22 protein-coding genes and 1 pseudogene are annotated in these 20,148 nt (G+C 41.9%); 11 read left to right on the forward strand and 12 right to left on the reverse strand.

What is annotated here, in order from left to right:
* From AC5V8P_RS03055 to AC5V8P_RS03070, 4 genes are all read left to right on the forward strand, one after another.
* Positions 1-1,323: spore germination protein (locus AC5V8P_RS03055; protein ID WP_495473552.1), on the forward strand; the 1,323-nt coding region annotated here is incomplete at its 5' end.
* Positions 1,324-1,337: 14 nt separating this feature from the next.
* Positions 1,338-2,546, forward strand: coding sequence for a Ger(x)C family spore germination protein (locus tag AC5V8P_RS03060; protein ID WP_063210764.1), 1,209 nt, complete (start codon positions 1,338-1,340; stop codon positions 2,544-2,546).
* Positions 2,547-2,552: 6 nt separating this feature from the next.
* Positions 2,553-2,780: a hypothetical protein gene (locus AC5V8P_RS03065; RefSeq protein WP_064797028.1), complete on the forward strand. Its 228-nt coding sequence runs from the start codon at positions 2,553-2,555 to the stop codon at positions 2,778-2,780.
* Positions 2,781-2,792: 12 nt separating this feature from the next.
* Entirely contained in the window at positions 2,793-3,893 is a 1,101-nt protein-coding gene (locus AC5V8P_RS03070) for a GerAB/ArcD/ProY family transporter (protein ID WP_064797029.1), read from the forward strand.
* Positions 3,894-3,949: 56 nt separating this feature from the next.
* On the opposite strand, the gene AC5V8P_RS03075 is transcribed toward AC5V8P_RS03070, so the two are convergent.
* Both AC5V8P_RS03075 and AC5V8P_RS03080 read right to left on the reverse strand, forming a co-directional pair.
* Positions 3,950-4,642 carry a pseudouridine synthase gene (locus AC5V8P_RS03075; protein ID WP_063210761.1) on the reverse strand — a complete coding sequence of 231 codons (693 nt, stop codon included), beginning with the start codon at positions 4,640-4,642 and terminating at the stop codon, positions 3,950-3,952.
* Between the two features lie 139 nt (positions 4,643-4,781).
* Entirely contained in the window at positions 4,782-4,973 is a 192-nt protein-coding gene (locus AC5V8P_RS03080) for a DUF3934 family protein (protein WP_064797030.1), read from the reverse strand.
* A gap of 210 nt (positions 4,974-5,183) precedes the next feature.
* On the opposite strand from AC5V8P_RS03080, the pseudogene AC5V8P_RS03085 reads away from it, so the two are divergent.
* Positions 5,184-5,480 (forward strand): annotated as a pseudogene (locus AC5V8P_RS03085) (VOC family protein); the annotation flags it as partial.
* 71 nt (positions 5,481-5,551) lie between these two features.
* Here AC5V8P_RS03085 and AC5V8P_RS03090 read toward each other — a convergent pair.
* Positions 5,552-5,935, reverse strand: a complete 384-nt coding sequence (locus tag AC5V8P_RS03090) for a winged helix-turn-helix transcriptional regulator (protein ID WP_064797031.1) — start codon at positions 5,933-5,935, stop codon at positions 5,552-5,554.
* A 235-nt stretch (positions 5,936-6,170) separates the two neighbouring features.
* On the opposite strand from AC5V8P_RS03090, the gene AC5V8P_RS03095 reads away from it, so the two are divergent.
* Complete coding sequence (locus AC5V8P_RS03095; RefSeq protein ID WP_064797032.1) at positions 6,171-6,746, forward strand: NAD(P)H oxidoreductase; 576 nt, start codon at positions 6,171-6,173, stop codon at positions 6,744-6,746.
* 132 nt (positions 6,747-6,878) lie between these two features.
* On the opposite strand, the gene AC5V8P_RS03100 is transcribed toward AC5V8P_RS03095, so the two are convergent.
* From AC5V8P_RS03100 to AC5V8P_RS03135, 8 genes are all read right to left on the reverse strand, one after another.
* On the reverse strand, positions 6,879-7,427 hold the full coding sequence (locus AC5V8P_RS03100) for an immunity 63 family protein (RefSeq protein WP_231116860.1): 549 nt from the start codon (positions 7,425-7,427) through the stop codon (positions 6,879-6,881).
* A gap of 363 nt (positions 7,428-7,790) precedes the next feature.
* On the reverse strand, positions 7,791-8,711 hold the full coding sequence (locus tag AC5V8P_RS03105; protein ID WP_064797033.1) for an aminoglycoside phosphotransferase family protein: 921 nt from the start codon (positions 8,709-8,711) through the stop codon (positions 7,791-7,793).
* Positions 8,712-8,870: 159 nt separating this feature from the next.
* Positions 8,871-9,416, reverse strand: coding sequence for a hypothetical protein (locus AC5V8P_RS03110; protein ID WP_064797034.1), 546 nt, complete (start codon positions 9,414-9,416; stop codon positions 8,871-8,873).
* 141 nt (positions 9,417-9,557) lie between these two features.
* Positions 9,558-10,433: an N-carbamoylputrescine amidase gene (aguB, locus tag AC5V8P_RS03115; RefSeq protein WP_063210749.1), complete on the reverse strand. Its 876-nt coding sequence runs from the start codon at positions 10,431-10,433 to the stop codon at positions 9,558-9,560.
* A gap of 32 nt (positions 10,434-10,465) precedes the next feature.
* Positions 10,466-11,497, reverse strand: coding sequence for an agmatine deiminase family protein (locus tag AC5V8P_RS03120; RefSeq protein WP_064797035.1), 1,032 nt, complete (start codon positions 11,495-11,497; stop codon positions 10,466-10,468).
* A gap of 119 nt (positions 11,498-11,616) precedes the next feature.
* Positions 11,617-12,168, reverse strand: a complete 552-nt coding sequence (yfcE, locus tag AC5V8P_RS03125) for a phosphodiesterase (RefSeq protein ID WP_064797036.1) — start codon at positions 12,166-12,168, stop codon at positions 11,617-11,619.
* 232 nt (positions 12,169-12,400) lie between these two features.
* Positions 12,401-13,816, reverse strand: a complete 1,416-nt coding sequence (locus AC5V8P_RS03130) for a glycoside hydrolase family 1 protein (protein WP_064797037.1) — start codon at positions 13,814-13,816, stop codon at positions 12,401-12,403.
* Between the two features lie 259 nt (positions 13,817-14,075).
* Positions 14,076-14,984: an ROK family protein gene (locus tag AC5V8P_RS03135; protein ID WP_081276819.1), complete on the reverse strand. Its 909-nt coding sequence runs from the start codon at positions 14,982-14,984 to the stop codon at positions 14,076-14,078.
* Positions 14,985-15,303: 319 nt separating this feature from the next.
* Between AC5V8P_RS03135 and AC5V8P_RS03140 the strand changes: the two genes are divergently transcribed.
* The 4 genes from AC5V8P_RS03140 to AC5V8P_RS03155 all read left to right on the forward strand — a co-directional run bounded on the left by AC5V8P_RS03140 (position 15,304) and on the right by AC5V8P_RS03155 (position 18,340).
* Complete coding sequence (locus tag AC5V8P_RS03140; protein WP_064797039.1) at positions 15,304-15,654, forward strand: ribosomal protein L7/L12; 351 nt, start codon at positions 15,304-15,306, stop codon at positions 15,652-15,654.
* A 1-nt stretch (position 15,655) separates the two neighbouring features.
* Positions 15,656-16,135 (forward strand): Cys-tRNA(Pro) deacylase, encoded by a 480-nt coding sequence (ybaK, locus tag AC5V8P_RS03145; protein WP_064797040.1) that lies wholly within the window; start codon positions 15,656-15,658, stop codon positions 16,133-16,135.
* A gap of 89 nt (positions 16,136-16,224) precedes the next feature.
* Positions 16,225-17,412, forward strand: coding sequence for an oxalate decarboxylase family bicupin (locus AC5V8P_RS03150; protein WP_187360676.1), 1,188 nt, complete (start codon positions 16,225-16,227; stop codon positions 17,410-17,412).
* Between the two features lie 172 nt (positions 17,413-17,584).
* Entirely contained in the window at positions 17,585-18,340 is a 756-nt protein-coding gene (locus tag AC5V8P_RS03155; RefSeq protein ID WP_064797042.1) for a COG4705 family protein, read from the forward strand.
* A gap of 228 nt (positions 18,341-18,568) precedes the next feature.
* Here AC5V8P_RS03155 and AC5V8P_RS03160 read toward each other — a convergent pair whose 3' ends face one another.
* Positions 18,569-19,288, reverse strand: coding sequence for a YebC/PmpR family DNA-binding transcriptional regulator (locus AC5V8P_RS03160; RefSeq protein WP_064797074.1), 720 nt, complete (start codon positions 19,286-19,288; stop codon positions 18,569-18,571).
* 217 nt (positions 19,289-19,505) lie between these two features.
* Between AC5V8P_RS03160 and AC5V8P_RS03165 the strand changes: the two genes are divergently transcribed.
* The gene (locus tag AC5V8P_RS03165; protein ID WP_064797043.1) at positions 19,506-20,117 is read left to right on the forward strand and encodes an undecaprenyl-diphosphatase; all 612 of its coding nucleotides are present in this window, start codon (positions 19,506-19,508) and stop codon (positions 20,115-20,117) included.
* The last annotated feature ends 31 nt before the right edge of the window (positions 20,118-20,148 follow it).

Raw genomic sequence — 20,148 nt, forward strand, 5'->3', positions numbered from 1 at the left:
GGTCATCAACACGCCGCTCTTTTTTATCTGGACGGCATGACTGACATGCAAAAGGTACAGGACAATGTGATCCGTCCGCTGCATGAACGGGTTTCCTCTGACGAGATCACTTTACCGTTATTGAAAAACGCAATTTTGGACATTGGTGAAGCAAGCTTCACTCAAAACTTTGAAGATGCCTTGGAACAGATCCTCGCCGGTAGTCTTCTCTTACTACTCGACGATACGGATGAAGGATTGGTCATTTCTTTGCCTGGATGGGAAGAACGCAGCATTTCAGACTCGAAGACGCAGCCCGTGGTTAGAGGTCCGCAAGAAGCGTTTACAGAAACCTTGCGTACGAACACGACTATGGTTCGTCGAAGGGTGAAGGATACAAGAGTACGACTAACTACCATAAAAGTTGGAGAAAAAACCAAGACCGATATATCGGTTATGTATTTAGAGGGGGTCGCTGACCCCAAAAAGGTGCAGGACATGATATCCAAGTTAAAGAACATGCATGTAGAAGGTATACTTGAAAGCGAATATTTGGAAGAATGTCTCCATGAAGATAAACAACTCACAATATTTCCGCTCTTTTATAATTCTGATCGCCCAGACTCCATTGCAGCAGGAATTATAGAGGGGAAAATTGCGATTTTTGTGGATGGATCTCCTTTCGCCATCCTTGCACCTGCGGTGTTTGTAGATTTCCTTCAATCCGCAGAAGATTATTATCAATCCTATATTTACAGCAGCCTCATTCGAATATTAAGGTACATCTGCCTGGCAATCTGCATGATGGCTCCGGCCATTTATGTCGCATTAACGACATTTCATCAGGATATGATTCCAACAGTTTTGTTATTAAGCTTATCCGCGCAACGTGAAGGAGTTCCGTTCCCGGCATTTATTGAGGCGATGATCATGGAAGTGGTTTTTGAAATTCTAAGGGAGGCAGGTCTTCGTATGCCACGGACGATTGGTCAAGCTGTTTCTATTGTAGGGTCCATCGTGATCGGCCAGGCAGCTGTAGAAGCAAACATCGTTTCGGCTGTTATGGTCATTGTTGTTGCAATAACTGCCATTTCGAGCTTTGTCATTCCCTCCTACACCTTTGCCATTCCAATTCGGATACTACGCTTCGCTTTCATAGGTATAGCCGCTATGTTTGGTGTGTACGGATTGACTGTTGGTATTCTCATGCTCTTAGTGCATCTGAATGGGCTTCATTCATTTGGTGTACCGTATTTAAGCCCTTTTGCCAATTACAAATCGCCAGAGCAGAGAGACGCCATACTGCGTTTTCCATATAGAACTAAAAAACATCGCAAAAACTAAAGGAGTAGACCATCATGAACTCGTACCGATCCACCATTTTGTTACTGTTCATGTGCATCTGGCTAATGGTGTTTCTTACGGGTTGCTGGAACAGTAAGGAATTGAGCTCAATTTCCGTCGTGATGGCTCTAGGAATTGATGCCGTGGATGACCAATATGAAGTCAGTTTACAAGTGGTTGATCCATCGAAAATGTCTCAGAATTCCCCTATGGAACGGACACCAACGATCGTTTTTTCCAAACGCGCCGATACCATATTTGAAGCTATTCGAAAATTAACAACGGAATCCTCCCGAAAAATGTATATGTCTCACTTAAAGTTTGTCATTTTCGATGAGAAAACGGCAAAAAAAGGAATCAAGGAGCCGCTGGACTTTCTCTTCCGTGATCATGAAGTTCGGCCTGATTTCTATTTGGCCGTTGTGAGAGAAAACTCGGCAAAGGAGGCCGTTACCTTTGTAGCTCCAACCGAGGTCTTGCCTGCAATGGATATGTATAAAGCATTAAAGATTTCTGAAAAAGCATGGGCCCCCACTTCCGCAGTCAATGTAAAAGATCTTTTGCAGAAATTTACGGAGGATGGCATTGAACCGGTGCTCACTGGTATTCGGCTGACAAACGTAGCAAAAGGTCTAACTATTGATAATGTGACAAAATCGCCCCAACATGTTAAATATTTTTTCACTGGAATTGGTGTTTTCAAGGGCGATCGACTTATCGATTGGATGGATGATTCGCAAAGTAAAGCCTTTACCTATATATCCAACCGTGTTTCCAGTACCGTAGCTTCCATCGATTGTCCGAATTCCAAAGGAAAATTTGTTGTTGAAGTAATCCATTCCAAAGTAAAAATACGTCCAGAAATAATAGACCATGAGCCGCACATTTCTCTTATTGTGGATACAGAATCCAATATCGGAACGGTCTCCTGCAAGGCCAACCTTAAGAATGAAGAGACATTTAGAGATCTTCAAGAATCAGCTAAAGAGCATCTGAAACAGTCTTTCAGGAAAGGCATTTCGCACGCACAACAAATCGGTTCCGATATATTCGGGTTTGGAGAAGCTTTTCACCGCAAATTCCCGCGTGAATGGCATAGATGGAAAAAGGATTGGCCACAAAAATTCCAAACGCTTAAAGTGGATATTCAGCTCAATTATCGTTTAGTTCGGTTCGGAGACATTACTAGTCCAATTGATATGGGAATACACAATCAGGAGTGAATGCATATGCTTTATGTAATTCTCGTAACTTCCATTTTAACATCGTTGTATGAGTTTAAGAAATTTATGGAAAGACAATATGTGCGTGAAATTGCATTCAGCTCGGTATTGTTAATTATAGGCGTTATATTGATTATCCTGCGGATCGCCGACGTTAAACTACCGACTCCACTGACGGTTATTCAAGTCCTATTCCAACCAGCAAGCCGTTTACTTACAGAAATGCTATCTTAAGGAGGCATTAGAATGAACTCCAACTTGACCGTTCGACAAGCTATTATGTGGTTTGCATTATATCAAATAGGAAGCGCATATTTGGTGCTCCCTGCGGCAATTACCGCTACCGCCAAACAAGATGCCTGGCTCTCCATTCCAGTCTCCTTAGGTTTCCATCTGTTATTGATACCTTTGTATGTCTCCATCGCTAGGCAAATACAGGGAAAATCTTTTGTAGAGCATCTTCGTTGCCTCTTCGGTCCCTTGGGCGGGACGATCAGCATCGTTTTCATTTTTTTCTTTCCCTTTCTTGTGTTCATCATGACGCTTCGAAATCTGGGCGACTTTATCTCGATAGCTATTATGCCTGAAACTCCCCCTGACGCGGTATATTTCATCATGCTTATAGTCATTTATTTTGCCGTTCGATCAGGTCCTGCTGTAATTGGCCGTTGTGCAGAAATCCTGTTTTTTTTCCTTCTCCTTCTGTATCTTTTGGTCAGGATTACCCTTCTTCCTGATACTCACATAGATAATGTGCTCCCTATATTCGAGTATGGTGTGAACCCTATCGTTCTCGCTTCATTCAATTTGTTTGCCTTTCCCTATCTTGAAGCAATTCTGTATCTGTTTTTTTCACAGTACATCCCCGATCCAAAAAAGTGGAAAAAGACAGTGATAACTTGTGCTTTGATTAGTGGCGGCATGTATTTTTTCATGGTTCTACAAATAATCGCCGTGATGAGTGAAGGTGTTGTATCTGATTTGACGTTTCCTACTTATTTTATTAACCGAACAATCAGTAACGGAGAGTTTCCTCAACGGTTTGAAATTTTCGTTGCAGTGTTCTGGTTTGTCACCATTTTTTTTCGACTCGCACTGCTTTTATATGTGTCAGCGCAAGGGCTTGCAGATGCTTTTCGCCTTCGAAGCGCTAACTCTCTCTTAGTGCCTCTGATCTTAATTGCAATAGCAATGGTTCATTCTATTTGGCCAAACATGCAGTTTATAAACAAGTTTTTCTCAGTATGGCCTTTTTACGCCATGATTTTCGGTATCGTGTTTCCAATTGTGCTATGGCTGGTGGGTAAGGTAGGCGGTTCGTTGAAATTACGTAAAAAGTATCACTAAAGTTGCGTTGGCTGCATGAAACATGCTGTCCTCAAAATCAACTTTTGTTGTACTTATTATTGCAATTTAGCAAGAAGTAGCTCTAGTTCCCCCTTCTCAAGATGTCTCCATTGCCCACGTTCCAGATGGTTCAATGTAATATTCATAATTCGAACACGTTCCAGCTTGAGCACCCTGTAACCCAAGGCTTTGCACATTCTGCGAATTTGCAGGTTTAGACCCTGTGTCAAAATAATGCGAAACTCGTATTCACTTATACGATCAACCTTGCACGGTTTGGTAATGACGTTCAATATTTCAACCCCGCGAGACATGGTCTGTGTAAATTCATCTGTAACAGGCTTGTCTACCGTCACCACATATTCCTTTTCATGACCATGCTCGGAACGCATCATTTGATTGACAATGCTCCCATCGTTCGTTAATAAAATGAGCCCTTCTGACGCCTTATCCAGCCTGCCAACGGCAAAAATACGTGAAGGATAATTGACATAACGAATAATATTGCCCTCCACTTGCTCCGCTGCCGTACATACAACGCCGATAGGCTTATTTAATGCCAAATATACAGGTTCACTACGGTTAACTGGAATAGCCTTCCCATCAATTAGCACGATATCCTGTGGCTCTACTTTCGCGCCCGCTTCACAAACGTTGCCATTAATTGTGATTCGCCCTGCTGCAATTAGCCTGTTCGTTTCCCGACGTGAGCAGAATCCTGTCTCGCTAATATACTTGTTAATTCGCATGATTCACCTATTTTACGTTGTAGTATGAGAAATATGGATCAATACAGGCGGTACGTCTTTATTCCATTAAAAAAACATCTGATTATGCCGTACGTAATCAGATGTTAGCCTTTTAAAAACAACCCTATACATGCTCGGCCTACTTACTTCCGCCGCCTCTGTTCCCAATTGGCTTGGCAGGGCCGCCTTTTGCAGTTCCTGCCGCTGTATTTCCTGGTGCACCGGTAGCAGCGCTTTTTCTCCTTACAGGCTTCGCTGTTTTGTTCCAGCGTGTCCAGCCCTTACTGCCTGTACCTCTGCCGGTTCCGCCACCCTTACTTTTTCCACCCATATTATGATCACTCCATTAGTAGTCGTTCTGATTTAACTAAGCTATCATACCATTACTTTGATCATAATGCCCATTTGTTTTAAAAATTGAACATGTTAAGTCGCAAATACTTTCGTAAAACGTACCTTATTGTATTTTTGTTCGTTGCAGGTCAATAATGAAATAAGGTTGTTTAGCATGGAAAAATAATGATTTTTGAAGGAGTGTTCTCTACCAGAAGAAGCCAAAAATTTGGTCATGCATACGCGGCTTCAAATTGATGGTAGCAATGTGATGTTTTCGGACGTTTTTCCGGGGATGCCTTTTGTTACGGGAAACAACATCAGCCTCGCCATCGTCAATAAGGACGAGGAAAAAATTCGATCGTACTATCATAAGTTAAAAGAAGGCGGGACCGTAAACATGGAGCTACAAGAAACATTCTGGAGCAAATGTTATGGTAGTCTTAAAGATAAATTCGGAATTGAATGGCAATTGAGTTATGATAACGGAATGACCAACAGTTAGCGTTTATATTGTTATACGACAGTTAAGCCCTCGCAAGCTATTCTGATTGAATGTTTTGTGAGGGCTTAATATCAGTCGCAGCCTTGGAATTCTTCCAGAACCTTGGATTTGTCCCCATGAATCTTTTCCAGGTGATCCTCTCCCCAGTAGCATAGATGGTCTAATGCAGGTTTTAATCCCCAGCCGTATTGCGTTAACTCATACTCCACTTTAGGAGGGATTTCTTTATAAACCTTTCGTGTAACGATTCCATCCTTTTCTAGGCATCTGAGCTGAGTGGTCAGCATTTTTTGAGTAATGCCAGGCATTAACCGACGAAACTCAGACGTTCGTTTCCGTCCTGTCATCAGATGGTAGATAATTAAAGGCTTCCATTTTCCTCCCATTACCTCTAAAGCCGCTTCCACACCTATTTGATACTTCTTTTGAACCTTATTTTCGGTCTGTTCATTCATTTCTTACTCCTCCTTTAGAAGGCTACGTTTGCTCAGAACAAACTATCACTCGAATTCTTTACTCCAGGTCAGTTTCCAGGGTACCTATCTAGGGTACTTCCATGTTCCTATGGCACCTGTATCATCCTATAGAACTTCAAAGTGCGTACTTCCAGATTATTTTCCTACTGTTTATAATAGCATCAACCATTGAACATGCCTAGAAATCAGCTATTGAGAAAGGTAGTGAATAAATATGAAAGTATTAAGCGTTGTTTCACACCCAAGAAAAGATTCTTTGACCTTTAAGGTTGCCAGTCGTTTCGTACAAGGTCTTGCCGATGCAGGCCACGATTATGAGATATTGGATTTGCATGGGATTGGTTTTGATCCTGTTTTAAAAGGAGTAGATGAACCGGATTGGTCCGTTGCGGAACAAACCTTTTCTCCTGAAGTAGAGATGGAAATAAAGCGGATGAAGGAGTATGATGCGTTGGCATTTATTTTTCCACTTTGGTGGTGGCATTTGCCAGCCATGCTGAAGGGTTATATTGATCGTGTATTGAACAATGGGTTTGCGTACGGTTCGAATAAGCTTCATCATCAGCATATCTTGTGGGTTGGCTTGGCCGGCGTTTCGCAAGAACAGCTGAAAAAGCGTAACTATGATGAAATGATCACTCATTTACTGAATGTGGGTATTGCAGATTATTGCGGTGTTTCCAACTCCAAGGTTGAATTCTTAGATGAGACTCTGGGCTCAAATTCCGATCATTATGAAATGCTGCTGGACCAAGCTTATCGCTTGGGTCTGAATTATGCCAAGGATTAGGTTTTATTTACAAGCCGCTAACCCATTTCCATGCATATGGGTTAGCGGCTTTTCATTTAGCTTGATTTAACTAGCCTTCGATAAAAAATTGCTACCTCCTCCGTGATTGTCAACTGTTTCTTTAAGTTTTATTTACTTTAATGGGTTTTCCAATGTCGCCCTTCTATTCGCTGTATGCCATTCCTGATAGATTCCTCCAATTTCATAAAAAGCTTTATTCATTGCAGTTGTCAGCTCCTTCATGATCTCCTTGGTATATTTTAAATGAGTATTTTTGTTATCCACTTCATATTTGCGAAGCAGATTTAGATGAGCAGTGATATGAATCGTATCCTCAATGATCCAATACATCACATCCTCTACATCTTGAGTAAGCTTGTTTAGCATCTGTACGCCTCTTTCATACATCTGGAGTGTGTACCCCTGTTTGCCAACTTTCACATACGGACTCAGATCATCATAAAAATCCGTGCGAAAAGGTCGTCTAACATATTGTTCATACTGTTCTTCGTACATCGAAGTTTGTTTAAACAGTTGAATGGTCATCTCTATAATTTCTTGTTCGTTATATATTTTTTTCATTGGATTTTTTTCCTTCCCTTTCTCTACTACATTCAAGTCATATTCATAGTAGATCACAAGTGATGCAATAAGATGACGAACGCCTTTTTTACCAACCATTAACAATTCTTTGGGCTGTATACGATAATTAGAATAGAGGAGATTTTCCTCGATACTTTAAACTGAATCCATTAGTGAAGGCAGCAGCGTGAAGGTAAAGGTCAAATCAGGGGGTAACATTAAGTTGTATGCGTATGCTGAGGAGCAAGACAAAATTCCTGACGAAGGTGAAGCCACCAAGAACGTAAAGGTCTCCTCGATTTCTACCAAAGTCTCTACCGTTAAGTTAAGAGTCACTGTTACTGAAAACCGTGGACGCTATTCAGGACATCAAGCCGTTTGGGAATTCACCTATAAGATTAAGAAACAATCATAAAACACTATAAATAGACCGTCACTCTTAGGAGCGGCGGCCTTCATATTTTACAACTCAGGTGAACTAGGTAGATACCATTTAGGTATATCAGTCTGAAAGTAATCATACGCCTCCAAAACCTCTTCAGCTCGTCGCACCATAGCGTCTACCTCTTCTTTACCAAATGGAATGGCCCAGTGAATCGATGAAAGCTGATTGCTTGCGATATACAGTGCCATTAACCTAAAAAATACATCCGGCACATCGTTGTTGAAATAACCGTGAATACGACCAGAAGCAAATAACGGGCTTAATCCCGCACACCAGGTGATACGATTGAATTCTTCCCAGGGATCGCCATAATCCAGTCTATTAAAATCAATAATACCCAGTTCACCAGATGGGGTAACCACCATATTGCCCACATGATAATCCCCATGCTGAAATGTCTGGGGGCGATTTTCTAATAGATGACGGTTTTGCTCAATAAAGCTTATCGTTTGATCTGCTCCCTTTAAAGGAATACCGCATGACTTATAGTTTCTGATATATCTGTTGATTTTCGCATTATAATGTTCAGCCCATGGGACTTGAGCTTGCTCCGCGTGAATCTCATGCAATTTAGCCAATGCCTTTCCAGCTTGAACTCCGAGTTGGTACTGCTGCTCTGCATTTAAGGTGGGGATAACCCCTTCAGCATCATCCCCGTGAACCCAGGTAAATAAAGAGTATACCGATTGTCCGTTGTTGCATATCCCAAAATCAAGCGGACGGGACATTACAACATTTTCTATATGATTTAGCTTTGTTACGGATTCAAATTCTCGGTGTTTCTTGTCATATTGGGTAATGTTCGAAATTCTCAGTAATAAATCCCTGCTGTCCGTGTTTTGAATATAATATTTGCTGTCACTGGACCAGCCTTTATGAATTTCTTGCACGTTGCTCCATGTACTGGCACCCGGAATGTCATTCCAAAGTTGACTCACGCTCGCATCCCCCTCGCTAATCATGGTCTTACTACTACGCCTTCCATAGTTTACCTTTAAATTGACAAAGGAAGCAATCTTCTTGCCAACGGAAACCCAAATAAAAAAGGAACAATCCTTTGAGAAATGTCCCTTTCAGCTCAAGCCCAAATTATGCTTTTATTCGTTATTCACCGATGTATCCGTTCTTTTGAAACCAAAAGGGCTACGCTTCAATTTCCCTTCCATGACATATCTGTCCAGTAGTTCACACATTGTAGCATATCCATTTTTTCTAAATAAAGGTGCATAGGCTGTGGCTTTAGGAGAAGTGTTCAAATATTGAAGAAAAAAAACCTCGTCTATCACCTGCGTATCGTAAATATAAGCTTCAATCAATGTATGCCGTTCTGGGTGATGCTCCCCAATATTCACAAACAGACAATGATCACCATGTAAGTCAGCTGACCATATTCTATCAATAATTAAGTCTGTTTCTCCTTGTTCCAGCCATTCAAACTGAGTTGGGAACGGATCGTACTCAGAAGGTCTAATTTGATGGGTTACGGTAGCCATTCGTTCACATAAACGCTGCGCAGATAGCGTATATTCGTCCCACAAGTTCAAAATAGCCATATCTCTTGCACACGAGTATTCCAACTCACGATCTTTTTCTGTCGAAACTTGTAGGTGTGTGAACGTTTGATCTATCTCCTTATGCCTCATTGCTATTCTCCTTCCTTCTATCTATGACAAAATGTATTCCATCTAGTAAGCAAAAATCCCTTGCTCGAAAAGCCGAATGAGTTCAAAAGAGAACCATCACAGCTTGACGGCAAGGGAAACATGTCTAACTATATACAGAGATTATACTTTTAAATCACCATCATAGGTGGCAATCATTTTGTACAGTTCGGGACGACGGTCACGGAAAATGCCCCACTCGATCCGCCCGACTTCGAGCTCGTCCAGATCAAATTCGGCAGTAAGCACTTCTTCATCCGTACGACTTGCTTCTGTGATTTTGTTCCCTTGAGGACCGGCGATAAAGGATGAGCCATAGAAGTTGATACTGGATTCCTCATCTGTTTCCTTTCCAATCCGATTGGAGGCAATAACCGGAATCAGGTTAGAAGCCGCATGGCCCAGCATGCAGGTCTGCCAGTGATCTTTGGAATCAATAGAAGAATCCTGTGGCTCAGAACCGATCGCTGTCGGATAGAACAAAATCTCTGCGCCCATAAGCGCCATACAGCGGGCCGCCTCAGGATACCATTGATCCCAGCATACGCCTACCCCAATTTTGGCATAACGTGTATTCCATACTTTAAAACCGGTATCACCCGGATTAAAATAAAACTTTTCTTCATACCCAGGGCCGTCCGGGATATGGCTTTTGCGGTATTTTCCCAACACTTCGCCGTCTGCATCAATGACAGCAAGACTGTTGTAACGAGCGTAGTTCTTCTTTTCGTAAAAGCTGATTGGCAGCACAACCTGCAATTCCTTGGCAATCTTCTTGAAATGGTTAACTGCCTTGTTGTGCTCCAGTTCGGTTGCATATACATAATAATCAGACTTTTCCTTCTGGCAGAAGTACGGAGTCTCAAACAATTCCTGCAGTAAAATAATTTGCGCGCCTTGGGCTGCCGCTTCACGTACCAGCTTCTCTGCTTTGCTGATATTTTCTTCGATATTGGTAGAGCAGCTCATTTGGGTAGCGGCCACTTTTACTTTTCTCACTTTAGTCCTCCTTTAAATGTTGTCAAAATCGTTCAACGCTGTGCAGCGGGCATCTGCTGGGTTGTACAGTGTACGTTACCGCCCTCACGAATAACTGCCATACCATCTACAGTGCGAATTTTGCGGTTCGGAAATACTTTTGACAGTACTTGCTGGGCTGCAAGATCACTCTCAGCAGCAGTTCCGCCAAACACTGGCAAAATAATACCGCCATTCACAAAGTAGAAGTTAATATAGCTTAGTGTCAGACGGCTGTCTTCATAATCCACACGCGGCGGTTGGCCGATCTGAATCACTTCCAGCTTACGACCTTTGGCATCTGTTGCTTGCTCTAGAATGCGCAGATTTTCCTGCGTGATTTCATAATTTTCATCCTCTGGGTCATCACATACTTGCAGAATGACCTTGCCAGGAGCAGCAAAGCAAGCAATATTGTCCACATGACCATCTGTTTCGTCTCCACTGAGTCCGCGTTTTAGCCATATAATTTTCTCGGCACCTGTATATTCGCATACGTACCGTTCAATGTCTTCTCTGCTTAATTCCGGATTGCGGTTGGGATTGAGCAAGCACTCTTCAGTTGTAATCAGCGTCCCTTCGCCATCTACATGCAATGAGCCGCCTTCCATCACCAGTGGTGCATCAAACCGTGGAACTCCAAGTTGGTCCAGAATTTGCGGAGCAACCTGGTCATCCAGATCCCAAGGAGCATATTTGCCACCCCAGGCATTAAACCTCCAGTTAATACCTGCCAACTGGCCATGCTCGTCCGTCAGAAAAGTTGGACCGTTGTCACGCAACCACGCATCGCTATGCTCTATCGGCAGCAGTTCTACCCGTTCCCCAAGCTCAAGCGCTTTAACGGTTTCCAGATCGTCTGGATTTACAACAACGGTAACGGGCTCAAATTCTGCCATAGCACTTATAATTTCGGCGTAGCCCTTACATACCTCGGCATGCATCTCCGGATAAACCATCGAAGACTGTACAGGCCAGGAAATATACGTACGTTCATGTGGCGCCCATTCAGGCGGCATCTTATAATGTGAATCCTTAATTTGCATGTATTGAAGCTCTCTTTCTTATCAAAATGTAGACTCCGCTCCTATCATACAATAATATGATCTTTGTCTCAATCGAAGCAGAAAAGTTTTAATAATTTACATTGAGATTTAGCAAAAAATCACTTTGAAAAGGTGATTGCTTTCAACGTTTTTCCATCAAAATCCTTCACAGTAAATTGTGCCCCCTCCAGCACAGCGTAAGAGGATGGGTAGTTTTCTTTTGGCAATGCGATCGAACCAGGATTCAATACAAAGACCCCATTTTCCACATCTGCTACTGGAATATGAGTGTGTCCCTGAATGAACACATCACCCGCTTCTAGTGGCGGTAAATTTCCGATACTAAAACCATGCCCGTGTGTGACATAAATTCGCCGTCCTTCATGGTACAACAAAGCATAATCCCCCATCATCGGAAACTCCAGCAACATCTGATCCACTTCTGAATCGCAATTTCCGCGCACCGACACTGCAATGTGGGATTTGTACTGGTTCAGCATTGCAGCCACTTCCGCTGGATTATATCCTTCAGGTAACGGATTACGCGGTCCATGATACATATAATCTCCAAGCAAGACAAGACGGTCAGCTTTCTCCTCCCTGAACTTTTCCAGTGCCAATTGCAACCAGTACAGCGAACCATGAATATCTGATATAAGCATCAACTTCATAACTTTTCCTTCCTCCCTGAATAGACCATTGTAATTTGAAAATATTTATCTTACGTTCATTATTACATTATTTCCTGAACAAATCTGTGCAAAAATGTTAGTTAGATACTCCGTGCCAATTAACGACCACGAAAAAAAATTGACGACCGCTTCTCCCATAATAAAGCAGAAGCGGTCGCCACGTAAAAAACAATTACTGTGTTTTTATCTTTGTTACTGTTTCATTTATAACTTAACGTTTCAAGCTTTCTCCGTTCGTGGCAATGACTTCTTTGTACCAATGGAACGATTTTTTCCGATATCTTTCAAGTGTACCGCTGCCATCATCATGACGGTCAACATAAATGTAACCATAACGTTTTTTAAGCTGAGCAGTCGATGCGCTGACAAGGTCGATACAGCCCCAGGAGGTGTAGCCCATAACTTCTACTCCATCTTCGATTGCTTCCCCAACTTGAACCAAATGATCATTCAGGTAGTTGATCCGGTAATCATCTTCAACTGTTTTTTCACCTTTGTCATTGGTGATCAATTCGTCAACAGCGCCCAAACCATTTTCAACAATAAACAGCGGTTTTTGGAAGCGATCATAGAATGTATTTAGCACATAGCGCAGACCCTGTGGGTCAATTTGCCAGCCCCATTCACTGGCCTCAAGATGCGGATTGCTAACCCCACCCAGGATGTTACCTTCACCTTTGATTTTTTTAGTTTCGTCCGCAGTCTCACAAGTACTCATGTAATAGCTGAACGAGATAAAGTCAACGGTATGCTTCAGATCTTCAGCATCACCAGGCTCAAAATGGATTGAGATTCCGTTTTCTTTAAAGAAACGTTTCATGTAACCTGGATACTGACCTCTTGCATGAATATCGGCAAATGCCATATTTCTGTGATCAAATTCCATTGCTGCAATCACATCATCTGGATTAGGTGTCAGCGGATAAGTAGGCATACTCAGTACCATACAACCAATTTTGAAGTCAGGATTAATCTGATGACCAATTTTTACCGCTCTTGCACTCGCTACCAGTTCATGGTGAATAGCTTGATAAAGGTCTTGTTCACTAAGTTGATCTTTGGGTGTGCTAATCCCGCCACTCATGAATGGCGCTTCAAGAATGGAGTTGATTTCGTTAAAAGTTAACCAGTATTTTACTTTATCTTTGTAGCGTTTAAATACAGTTGTAGCATAGCGCTCATAGAAATCAACAAGCTTACGGTTTACCCAACCATCGTATTCTCTGGACAAATGTAAAGGTGTTTCATAGTGAGACAATGTAACGAGTGGCTCAATGCCATATTTATGAAGTTCATCAAACAAATCATCATAGAATTGCAAGCCCTTCTCATTAGGCTCCAGTTCGTCACCTTTAGGGAAAATACGCGACCATGCAATGGAAGTACGGAACACTTTAAAGCCCATTTCTGCGAAAAGTTTGATATCTTCTTTATAATGATGGTAAAAATCAATACCGATCAATTTCATATTATCTTCTGTTGGTACATCCGTAACCGGTCCCCAACCACCACGAGGAGTTACATCCTGAATGGACCAGCCTTTTCCGTCTTCTTGATAAGCACCTTCGAGCTGATTAGCAGCAACTGCTCCGCCCCACAGGAAATCTTTTGGAAACTGTGTACTCATATTTTCTCCGCCTTTGCTGATGTTTTTTTCATGAACTAGGACATAAACACGTTAGCTCTACGCTAATGTCTATAAAGTACTTCTAACTGAATCTTAAGGTTTGTAACGCGTTTCATGTCAAGTATTATTTCAAAAAAACTTCCAGAGTCAATAATCGTATGATCTCCAATAGTTCCTTCCATATTTATAGCAACGTCCTCACACATTCATACGTAATTACCAATTCTAACAGAGTGAGCTATTCTTCTATTGAATGACTCTATTTTCTTTTTTCCACCAATTGCAAATTGTACGTCAGACTCTCAAGGGTAACTGAAATCAACCCATACATGTATTCATCGTGCGTATCGTTTTTCACAAAAATCTCAGGCATATGTTCTTTGGGCACATCCTTTAGACAGCCGTTATAAATATCATCCAGTAGTGCCGGCTTAGATAGCTCTCCAGTCAAAGCGATCGAGACAGGGTCTATAATCGCGATAATGGATGTTATCGTTTGGATCGCCAGAGGAATAAAGCCTTGTGTGCTGTTTAACTGTTTAAGCAATTCCTCTCTTGTTAAGCCAAAGGGCAAAAAGGAAACTTCCCCGGCAAACTTCGTATTTCCTTTTAACAAGTGTCCATCAACAATAAAACCGGCTCCCGGATAATTATCCTTAGGAAATGTAACAATCGCAAAGGTCTTGTCCTCGTCATAATTTTGCATGTTATAAAATCCATAGACGGTCAGATGCATATCATTTTCAATCGTGACTTCTAACCCGTATTTATCTTGAAGGCGTGGTCCTACAGGGACTCCTATCAACAGGTCGAGATCACACACATCGATAATCCCTTGGTGAACAACCCCAGGAATGCCAATCCCCACGGCTTTGACGTTTCCATAGTTATGAATTAGCTCTCCGATTTGTTCATCTATGACTTCATAATCAATATGCGGCACAACAGATGTATTCTGTACGATAATATCGCCAAGCATATTGGCAACAGCATAAGTAAGAGAATGTACTCCTCCTTCTGTCTTCACTGTTAAACAGATAATATAAGAATAATCAGCGTTATATTTGTACCGCCTAGCCGGACGTCCGCCGTTCGATTCTTCTAATTCCATCTCTAATACTTCTCCGATTTGAAGAAGCTCATTCAGAATATTGCCACAGGTTGCCACACTAAGTCCTGTAATACTGGCTATAGACGACTTGGTTGCATATTCTTTGGATTTCAGCGTGTTTTTAACTAGCTCTACATTAATTTGTTTGACCCGAATGGTATTATTGGAGAGTGGTTGTATTTGAATACACCCCTTTTGAAGTGATTATTAAAAGGTTAATAATAAGCTGTAATATAACGCTCGGTCTGCCATAAGTCAATTTGCACAAACACACGCAAGCATGTGATTCTCAATTTTATTAGCCGTTCATCATGATATACTATGAAAAAGAGAGAAAAACTTAGTAATAAAACTAACTAAAAGAGGGGAGATTCTATTGTCAACAAGTGAATATGTAGCCATAATTGCGTTAATTCTCTCCGTTATACTTCTGTTCAAGGTCTATCGCCTTCAATCTCAGCTTCATGACCTGAAATCCGATGTGGAACGTCTTGAGAATCGTTCAGGACTAACGGGAACACCAATGTCAAGCACAATCGCATCCCCTGCTCCACGTATCCTAGGCACAGAAGCTTCAGAAGAAATCAATGAAAGACTGCTTCAATTGATCAGAGAAGGAAATAAGATTAAAGCCATCAAAGAGTTAAGAACCGTCAAGGATCTTTCTCTTAAGGATGCAAAAGATTATGTAGATCACTTGGAAAAACGCTATGAAGGGAACATTTAAAATGAGTGTAAGTAAAACAAATGCCATGCGCATATTGGACGGGCAACACATCCACTATAATATTTTGAGTTATGACCACCAAGATGGAAAAATAGACGGAATGAACGTAGCCGAAAAGATCCAGAGAGCACCAGAATCCGTTTTTAAAACTTTGGTTGCACATAGCAAACAACATCTGTTTGTTTTTGTGATTCCTGTACATAAAGAGCTTGATCTCAAAAAGGCTGCCAAATCTGCGGGAGAAAAGAAAATTGAAATGCTTCCAGTTAAGGAGTTGCAAAAGCATACGGGATATATTCGCGGTGGCTGCTCTCCTATAGGGATGAAAAAGCTCTATCCCACTTATATCGACCAGCCCGCAGTGGAGCTGGAAACCATCGTTGTAAGCGGTGGAAAAATTGGAACCCAGCTAGAGCTGAATCCACACGATTTAGCTGAAATCATTCAAGCCCAATTTACAGATCTAACGCACACGACATAAAACTCACCACATCATCATAACATCTATATGCGTATTTTCTCTTAATCCTATGGTTTATTATGCTTTAACCTGGAGGGGAAATTCAAATGATGCATAATGATTGTTCAAAAAAAGTCGGCATCCCCCAGCCCATTAGAAGTGATGGCGCAGGGGGAATCGACAAGGGTCCACGTGATGTGATGAGGGATTTACAAAATCCGGATATGCTGGTTCCTCCCGTAACGGACAATGGTCTCATACCGAATATGAGGTTTTCTTTTTCAGACGCCCATATGCAGCTTAATCAGGGTGGATGGTCAAGAGAAGTGACAGTAAGGGAATTACCCATTGCCACCACTCTTGCTGGTGTGAATATGAGCTTGACACCGGGCGGTGTACGCGAGCTTCACTGGCACCAGCAGGCAGAATGGTCTTATATGCTGTTAGGAAGTGCTCGCATTACAGCCGTTGACCAAGACGGACGTAATTTTATTGCGGATGTGGGACCAGGCGATCTCTGGTACTTTCCACCAGGCATCCCGCATTCTATCCAGGGCCTTGAAGAAGGCTGTGAATTTTTGCTGGTTTTCGATGATGGCCATTTCTCCGATCTAAACACCTTATCCATCTCGGATTGGTTCGCACATACTCCCAAAGAGGTGCTTTCTGCAAATTTCGGGATTCCAGAGGCTGATTTTGCAGCGATTCCTCAAGACCAGGTGTACATCTACCAGGATTCCGTGCCTGGCTCAATCCAAAGTCAAGCGGTCCCCTCTCCCTATGGGACGTTACCCCAATCTTTTAAGCATAAATTGCTAGCTCAGCCCCCGATCAAAACACCAGGCGGAAGCGTACGAATCGTCGACTCCTCTAATTTTCCGATTTCCAAAACCATTGCAGCTGCTCTTGTTGAGATTGAGCCTGGAGCAATGCGAGAAATGCATTGGCACCCCAATAATGACGAATGGCAATACTATCTTGCCGGGCAAGGACGGATGACTGTCTTTGGTGGTAATGGTGCAGCCCGTACATTTGATTTTAGAGCCGGGGATGTCGGATATGTGCCTTTTGCCTATGGTCATTACATTCAAAACACAGGTTCCAGTACACTGTGGTTTCTTGAAATGTTTAAAAGTGATCGTTTTGCAGATGTGTCCTTAAATCAATGGATGGCACTTACACCCACAGAATTGATTCAAAGTAATTTGCATGTTGGCGTTGATGTGACCTCTAAATTACGGAAAGAAAAATGGCCTGTCGTCAAGTATCCAGGGTATTCATTTTACCCGAAGGGCTGACCCGAGAAGAATCTAGTAAGGTGCGCCTTGTTCGTGCACTCAGAAAAAAGTCTATCCTCATTCTTTTCTTACTGCTCTCTAATGCAAATTTAATGATCCCCGAATATAGTTACGCAAATGGCATTTTATAAAAAACAAAATGCTGTAAAAATTCGGGGAGTGAGAAATAAAGATGCAAAAAATCGCACAAGTTACGGCCATTTTCTGGATTATGAAGATTTGCGCTACCACACTGGGTGAAACCGCAGGTGACTTATTGTCACAAACTCTTAATGTAGGGTACGCCATTAGTTCCATGATTTTGTTTAGTATTTTTTTAATCAGTCTTATGTTTCAACTTTTTTCTAAGAAGTATCATCCATTTCTTTATTGGACTGTTATTCTTACAACAAGCACTGCGGGTACAACTATGTCAGACTACATGGATCGTAGCTTAGGATTGGGTTATGCAACCGGATCATTCATTTTAGTATGTATTTTGTTAGCCATTTTCTCATTTTGGTATTTTAGTGAGCGATCATTGAACGTCAATAATATTACTACACGGAAAGTAGAAGTAATTTATTGGATTGCCATCTTGTTCTCAAACACTTTGGGTACTGCTTTAGGTGATTTTTTGGCGGATAGTTCCGGCCTTGGATTTGTAGGAGGAGCGGTCTTAATAGGGAGTTTGCTAGGTCTGATCCTACTATTAACATACTCTACAAATGTCTCACGAGTATTTTTATTCTGGTTAGCATTTGTATTAACGCGTCCTTTTGGAGCGACATTTGGAGACCTTCTTACCAAATCACACGCAAAGGGAGGATTGGACTTAGGTACTATGGGATCTTCATTGGTACTGATTATAATTCTTATAGCTTTAATTATCTACACTACGCTCAATACTTCCAAAATGAAACAATCACCAGAGTTAAATGCAAGTTAATCATTTGTACCGATTGTTTCCATAGCTACTTTATATACAAAGATATAGGCCTCTGCCTATATCTTTTAATCTTACACCGATGGCGGACTCACCGCTGTACCTTTATCTCCAGATCTGCGTGGTTTTGCACAAACTGCTCGAATGAAATCGGGATCAGTTTAGAAAAAACAGTATAACAAAAAAACACCGTATCGAAATACGATGTTTCTATAATCTGTATAACAAAAACTATTCCTCAGAGTCTACGTTATGGTAAACCTGCTGAACATCCTCCAAATCCTCTAAGGCATCAATCAATTTATCAAATTGAGCCTGTGCATCTTCTGGAAGAGTAATATCATTTTGGGCAAGCATGGTGAGCTCGGCCACAGTAAATTCAGTTACTCCTGCCTGCTTGAAAGCTTCCTGCACAGCATGGAATTGGTCCGGCTCTGCGTATACGATGATGGCTTCATCTTCTTCAATGATGTCACGTACCTCTACATCTGCTTCCATCAGCAGCTCCAGCACTTCATCTGCAGTTTTTCCCACCAGACCAATAACTGCTGTTGAATCAAACATGTAGGCTACAGATCCGCTCACACCCAGGCTGCCGCCGTTTTTAGTAAAAGCAGAGCGCACATCCGATGCTGTACGGTTCACGTTATTAGTCAGTGCATCTACAATGACCATGGAACCGTTCGGTCCGAAGCCTTCATAACGAAGCTCTACGTAGTTTTCATCACCAGCACCTTTTGCTTTTTCAATAGCGCGGTCAATGATCGCTTTCGGTACATTGTACGTTTTTGCACGTTCCAGTACGACTCTTAACACCCGATTGGATTCTGGATCAGGCTCGCCCTGTTTGGCTGCTACATAAATTTCCACGCCGAATTTAGCATATATGCGACTCGTATTAGCATCCTTCGATGCCTTCTTTTCTTTAATGTTATTCCACTTACGTCCCATAATATCCCGCTCTCTTCCTATATGAATATACATAACGAACTTCATTATATCCTTGTATATTATATCTCCTAAAGGACACATGAACAAGTTCAAACGATCTAGTCATATTAAGAAAACGATTTCTCATGAAATTCTAATCTTCATCTAAAGATGCTCCCATGTTGAAGAGTTAAGATCATACTACTTTCGAATCACATTAGAAAAGGAGTATCCCTGTATGTTATCCAACCTGGACTACCAGCTTTTCCATCTCATCAATGAACAAGCAAATAGCTTTTCTGCTCTGAATGGACTTATGCGTTTTTTCGCTGAAGATGCCCAATATGTATTTGTCCTTGCCTTGTTGCTATACTGGTTCTCAAGAAATACGCTTAACCGGAAAATGATCATCTCGGCGGTCATATCCATATGTATAGGCATGGGGATTAGTTTTATCATCGGACATCTTATGTATCGGGATCGTCCATTTGTTACCCACACGGTTATTCAGCTCATTAAGCACCCAGCGAATGCCTCCTTTCCGAGCGACCACGCTATTGGAGCTTTTGCACTGGCGGTCACGTTCTGGCTGTACAGTAAGAGGTTTAGAACGATCTGGCTCGCCGCTGCTCTTCTTATCGGGTTTTCCCGTATCTGGACAGGCGTCCATTATCCGTCAGATGTAGCGGCTGGTGCGCTGGTCGGTGCCTTATGTGCAGTTGGTACCCGCTATCTGCTTCTGCATTTTAAACGTCCTCAGCATCTAGTCAACTTATGCCTAGAGCTGTACGAAAGAGTAGAGCTTAAAATTTGGAACAAATCAACAGAGCCTCAATCTGAGGATGCTTGAGTATGATAAGGCCCCATAAGCCATGGTTATG

The organism is Paenibacillus sp. N119s (genome assembly GCF_059447605.1).

Excerpts from the sequence above, each read along its gene's own strand:
- AC5V8P_RS03060 (WP_063210764.1), top strand. The coding sequence starts at position 1,338 with ATGAACTCGTACCGATCCACCATTTTGTTACTGTTCATGTGCATCTGG.
- AC5V8P_RS03065 (WP_064797028.1), top strand. The coding sequence starts at position 2,553 with ATGCTTTATGTAATTCTCGTAACTTCCATTTTAACATCGTTGTATGAG.
- AC5V8P_RS03070 (WP_064797029.1), top strand. The coding sequence starts at position 2,793 with ATGAACTCCAACTTGACCGTTCGACAAGCTATTATGTGGTTTGCATTA.
- AC5V8P_RS03075 (WP_063210761.1), bottom strand. The coding sequence starts at position 4,642 with ATGCGAATTAACAAGTATATTAGCGAGACAGGATTCTGCTCACGTCGG.
- AC5V8P_RS03080 (WP_064797030.1), bottom strand. The coding sequence starts at position 4,973 with ATGGGTGGAAAAAGTAAGGGTGGCGGAACCGGCAGAGGTACAGGCAGT.
- AC5V8P_RS03090 (WP_064797031.1), bottom strand. The coding sequence starts at position 5,935 with ATGAATGAACAGACCGAAAATAAGGTTCAAAAGAAGTATCAAATAGGT.
- AC5V8P_RS03095 (WP_064797032.1), top strand. The coding sequence starts at position 6,171 with ATGAAAGTATTAAGCGTTGTTTCACACCCAAGAAAAGATTCTTTGACC.
- AC5V8P_RS03100 (WP_231116860.1), bottom strand. The coding sequence starts at position 7,427 with ATGGTTGGTAAAAAAGGCGTTCGTCATCTTATTGCATCACTTGTGATC.
- AC5V8P_RS03110 (WP_064797034.1), bottom strand. The coding sequence starts at position 9,416 with ATGAGGCATAAGGAGATAGATCAAACGTTCACACACCTACAAGTTTCG.
- AC5V8P_RS03120 (WP_064797035.1), bottom strand. The coding sequence starts at position 11,497 with ATGCAAATTAAGGATTCACATTATAAGATGCCGCCTGAATGGGCGCCA.
- yfcE (WP_064797036.1), bottom strand. The coding sequence starts at position 12,168 with ATGAAGTTGATGCTTATATCAGATATTCATGGTTCGCTGTACTGGTTG.
- AC5V8P_RS03130 (WP_064797037.1), bottom strand. The coding sequence starts at position 13,816 with ATGAGTACACAGTTTCCAAAAGATTTCCTGTGGGGCGGAGCAGTTGCT.
- ybaK (WP_064797040.1), top strand. The coding sequence starts at position 15,656 with ATGAGTGTAAGTAAAACAAATGCCATGCGCATATTGGACGGGCAACAC.
- AC5V8P_RS03150 (WP_187360676.1), top strand. The coding sequence starts at position 16,225 with ATGCATAATGATTGTTCAAAAAAAGTCGGCATCCCCCAGCCCATTAGA.
- AC5V8P_RS03155 (WP_064797042.1), top strand. The coding sequence starts at position 17,585 with ATGCAAAAAATCGCACAAGTTACGGCCATTTTCTGGATTATGAAGATT.
- AC5V8P_RS03160 (WP_064797074.1), bottom strand. The coding sequence starts at position 19,288 with ATGGGACGTAAGTGGAATAACATTAAAGAAAAGAAGGCATCGAAGGAT.
- AC5V8P_RS03165 (WP_064797043.1), top strand. The coding sequence starts at position 19,506 with ATGTTATCCAACCTGGACTACCAGCTTTTCCATCTCATCAATGAACAA.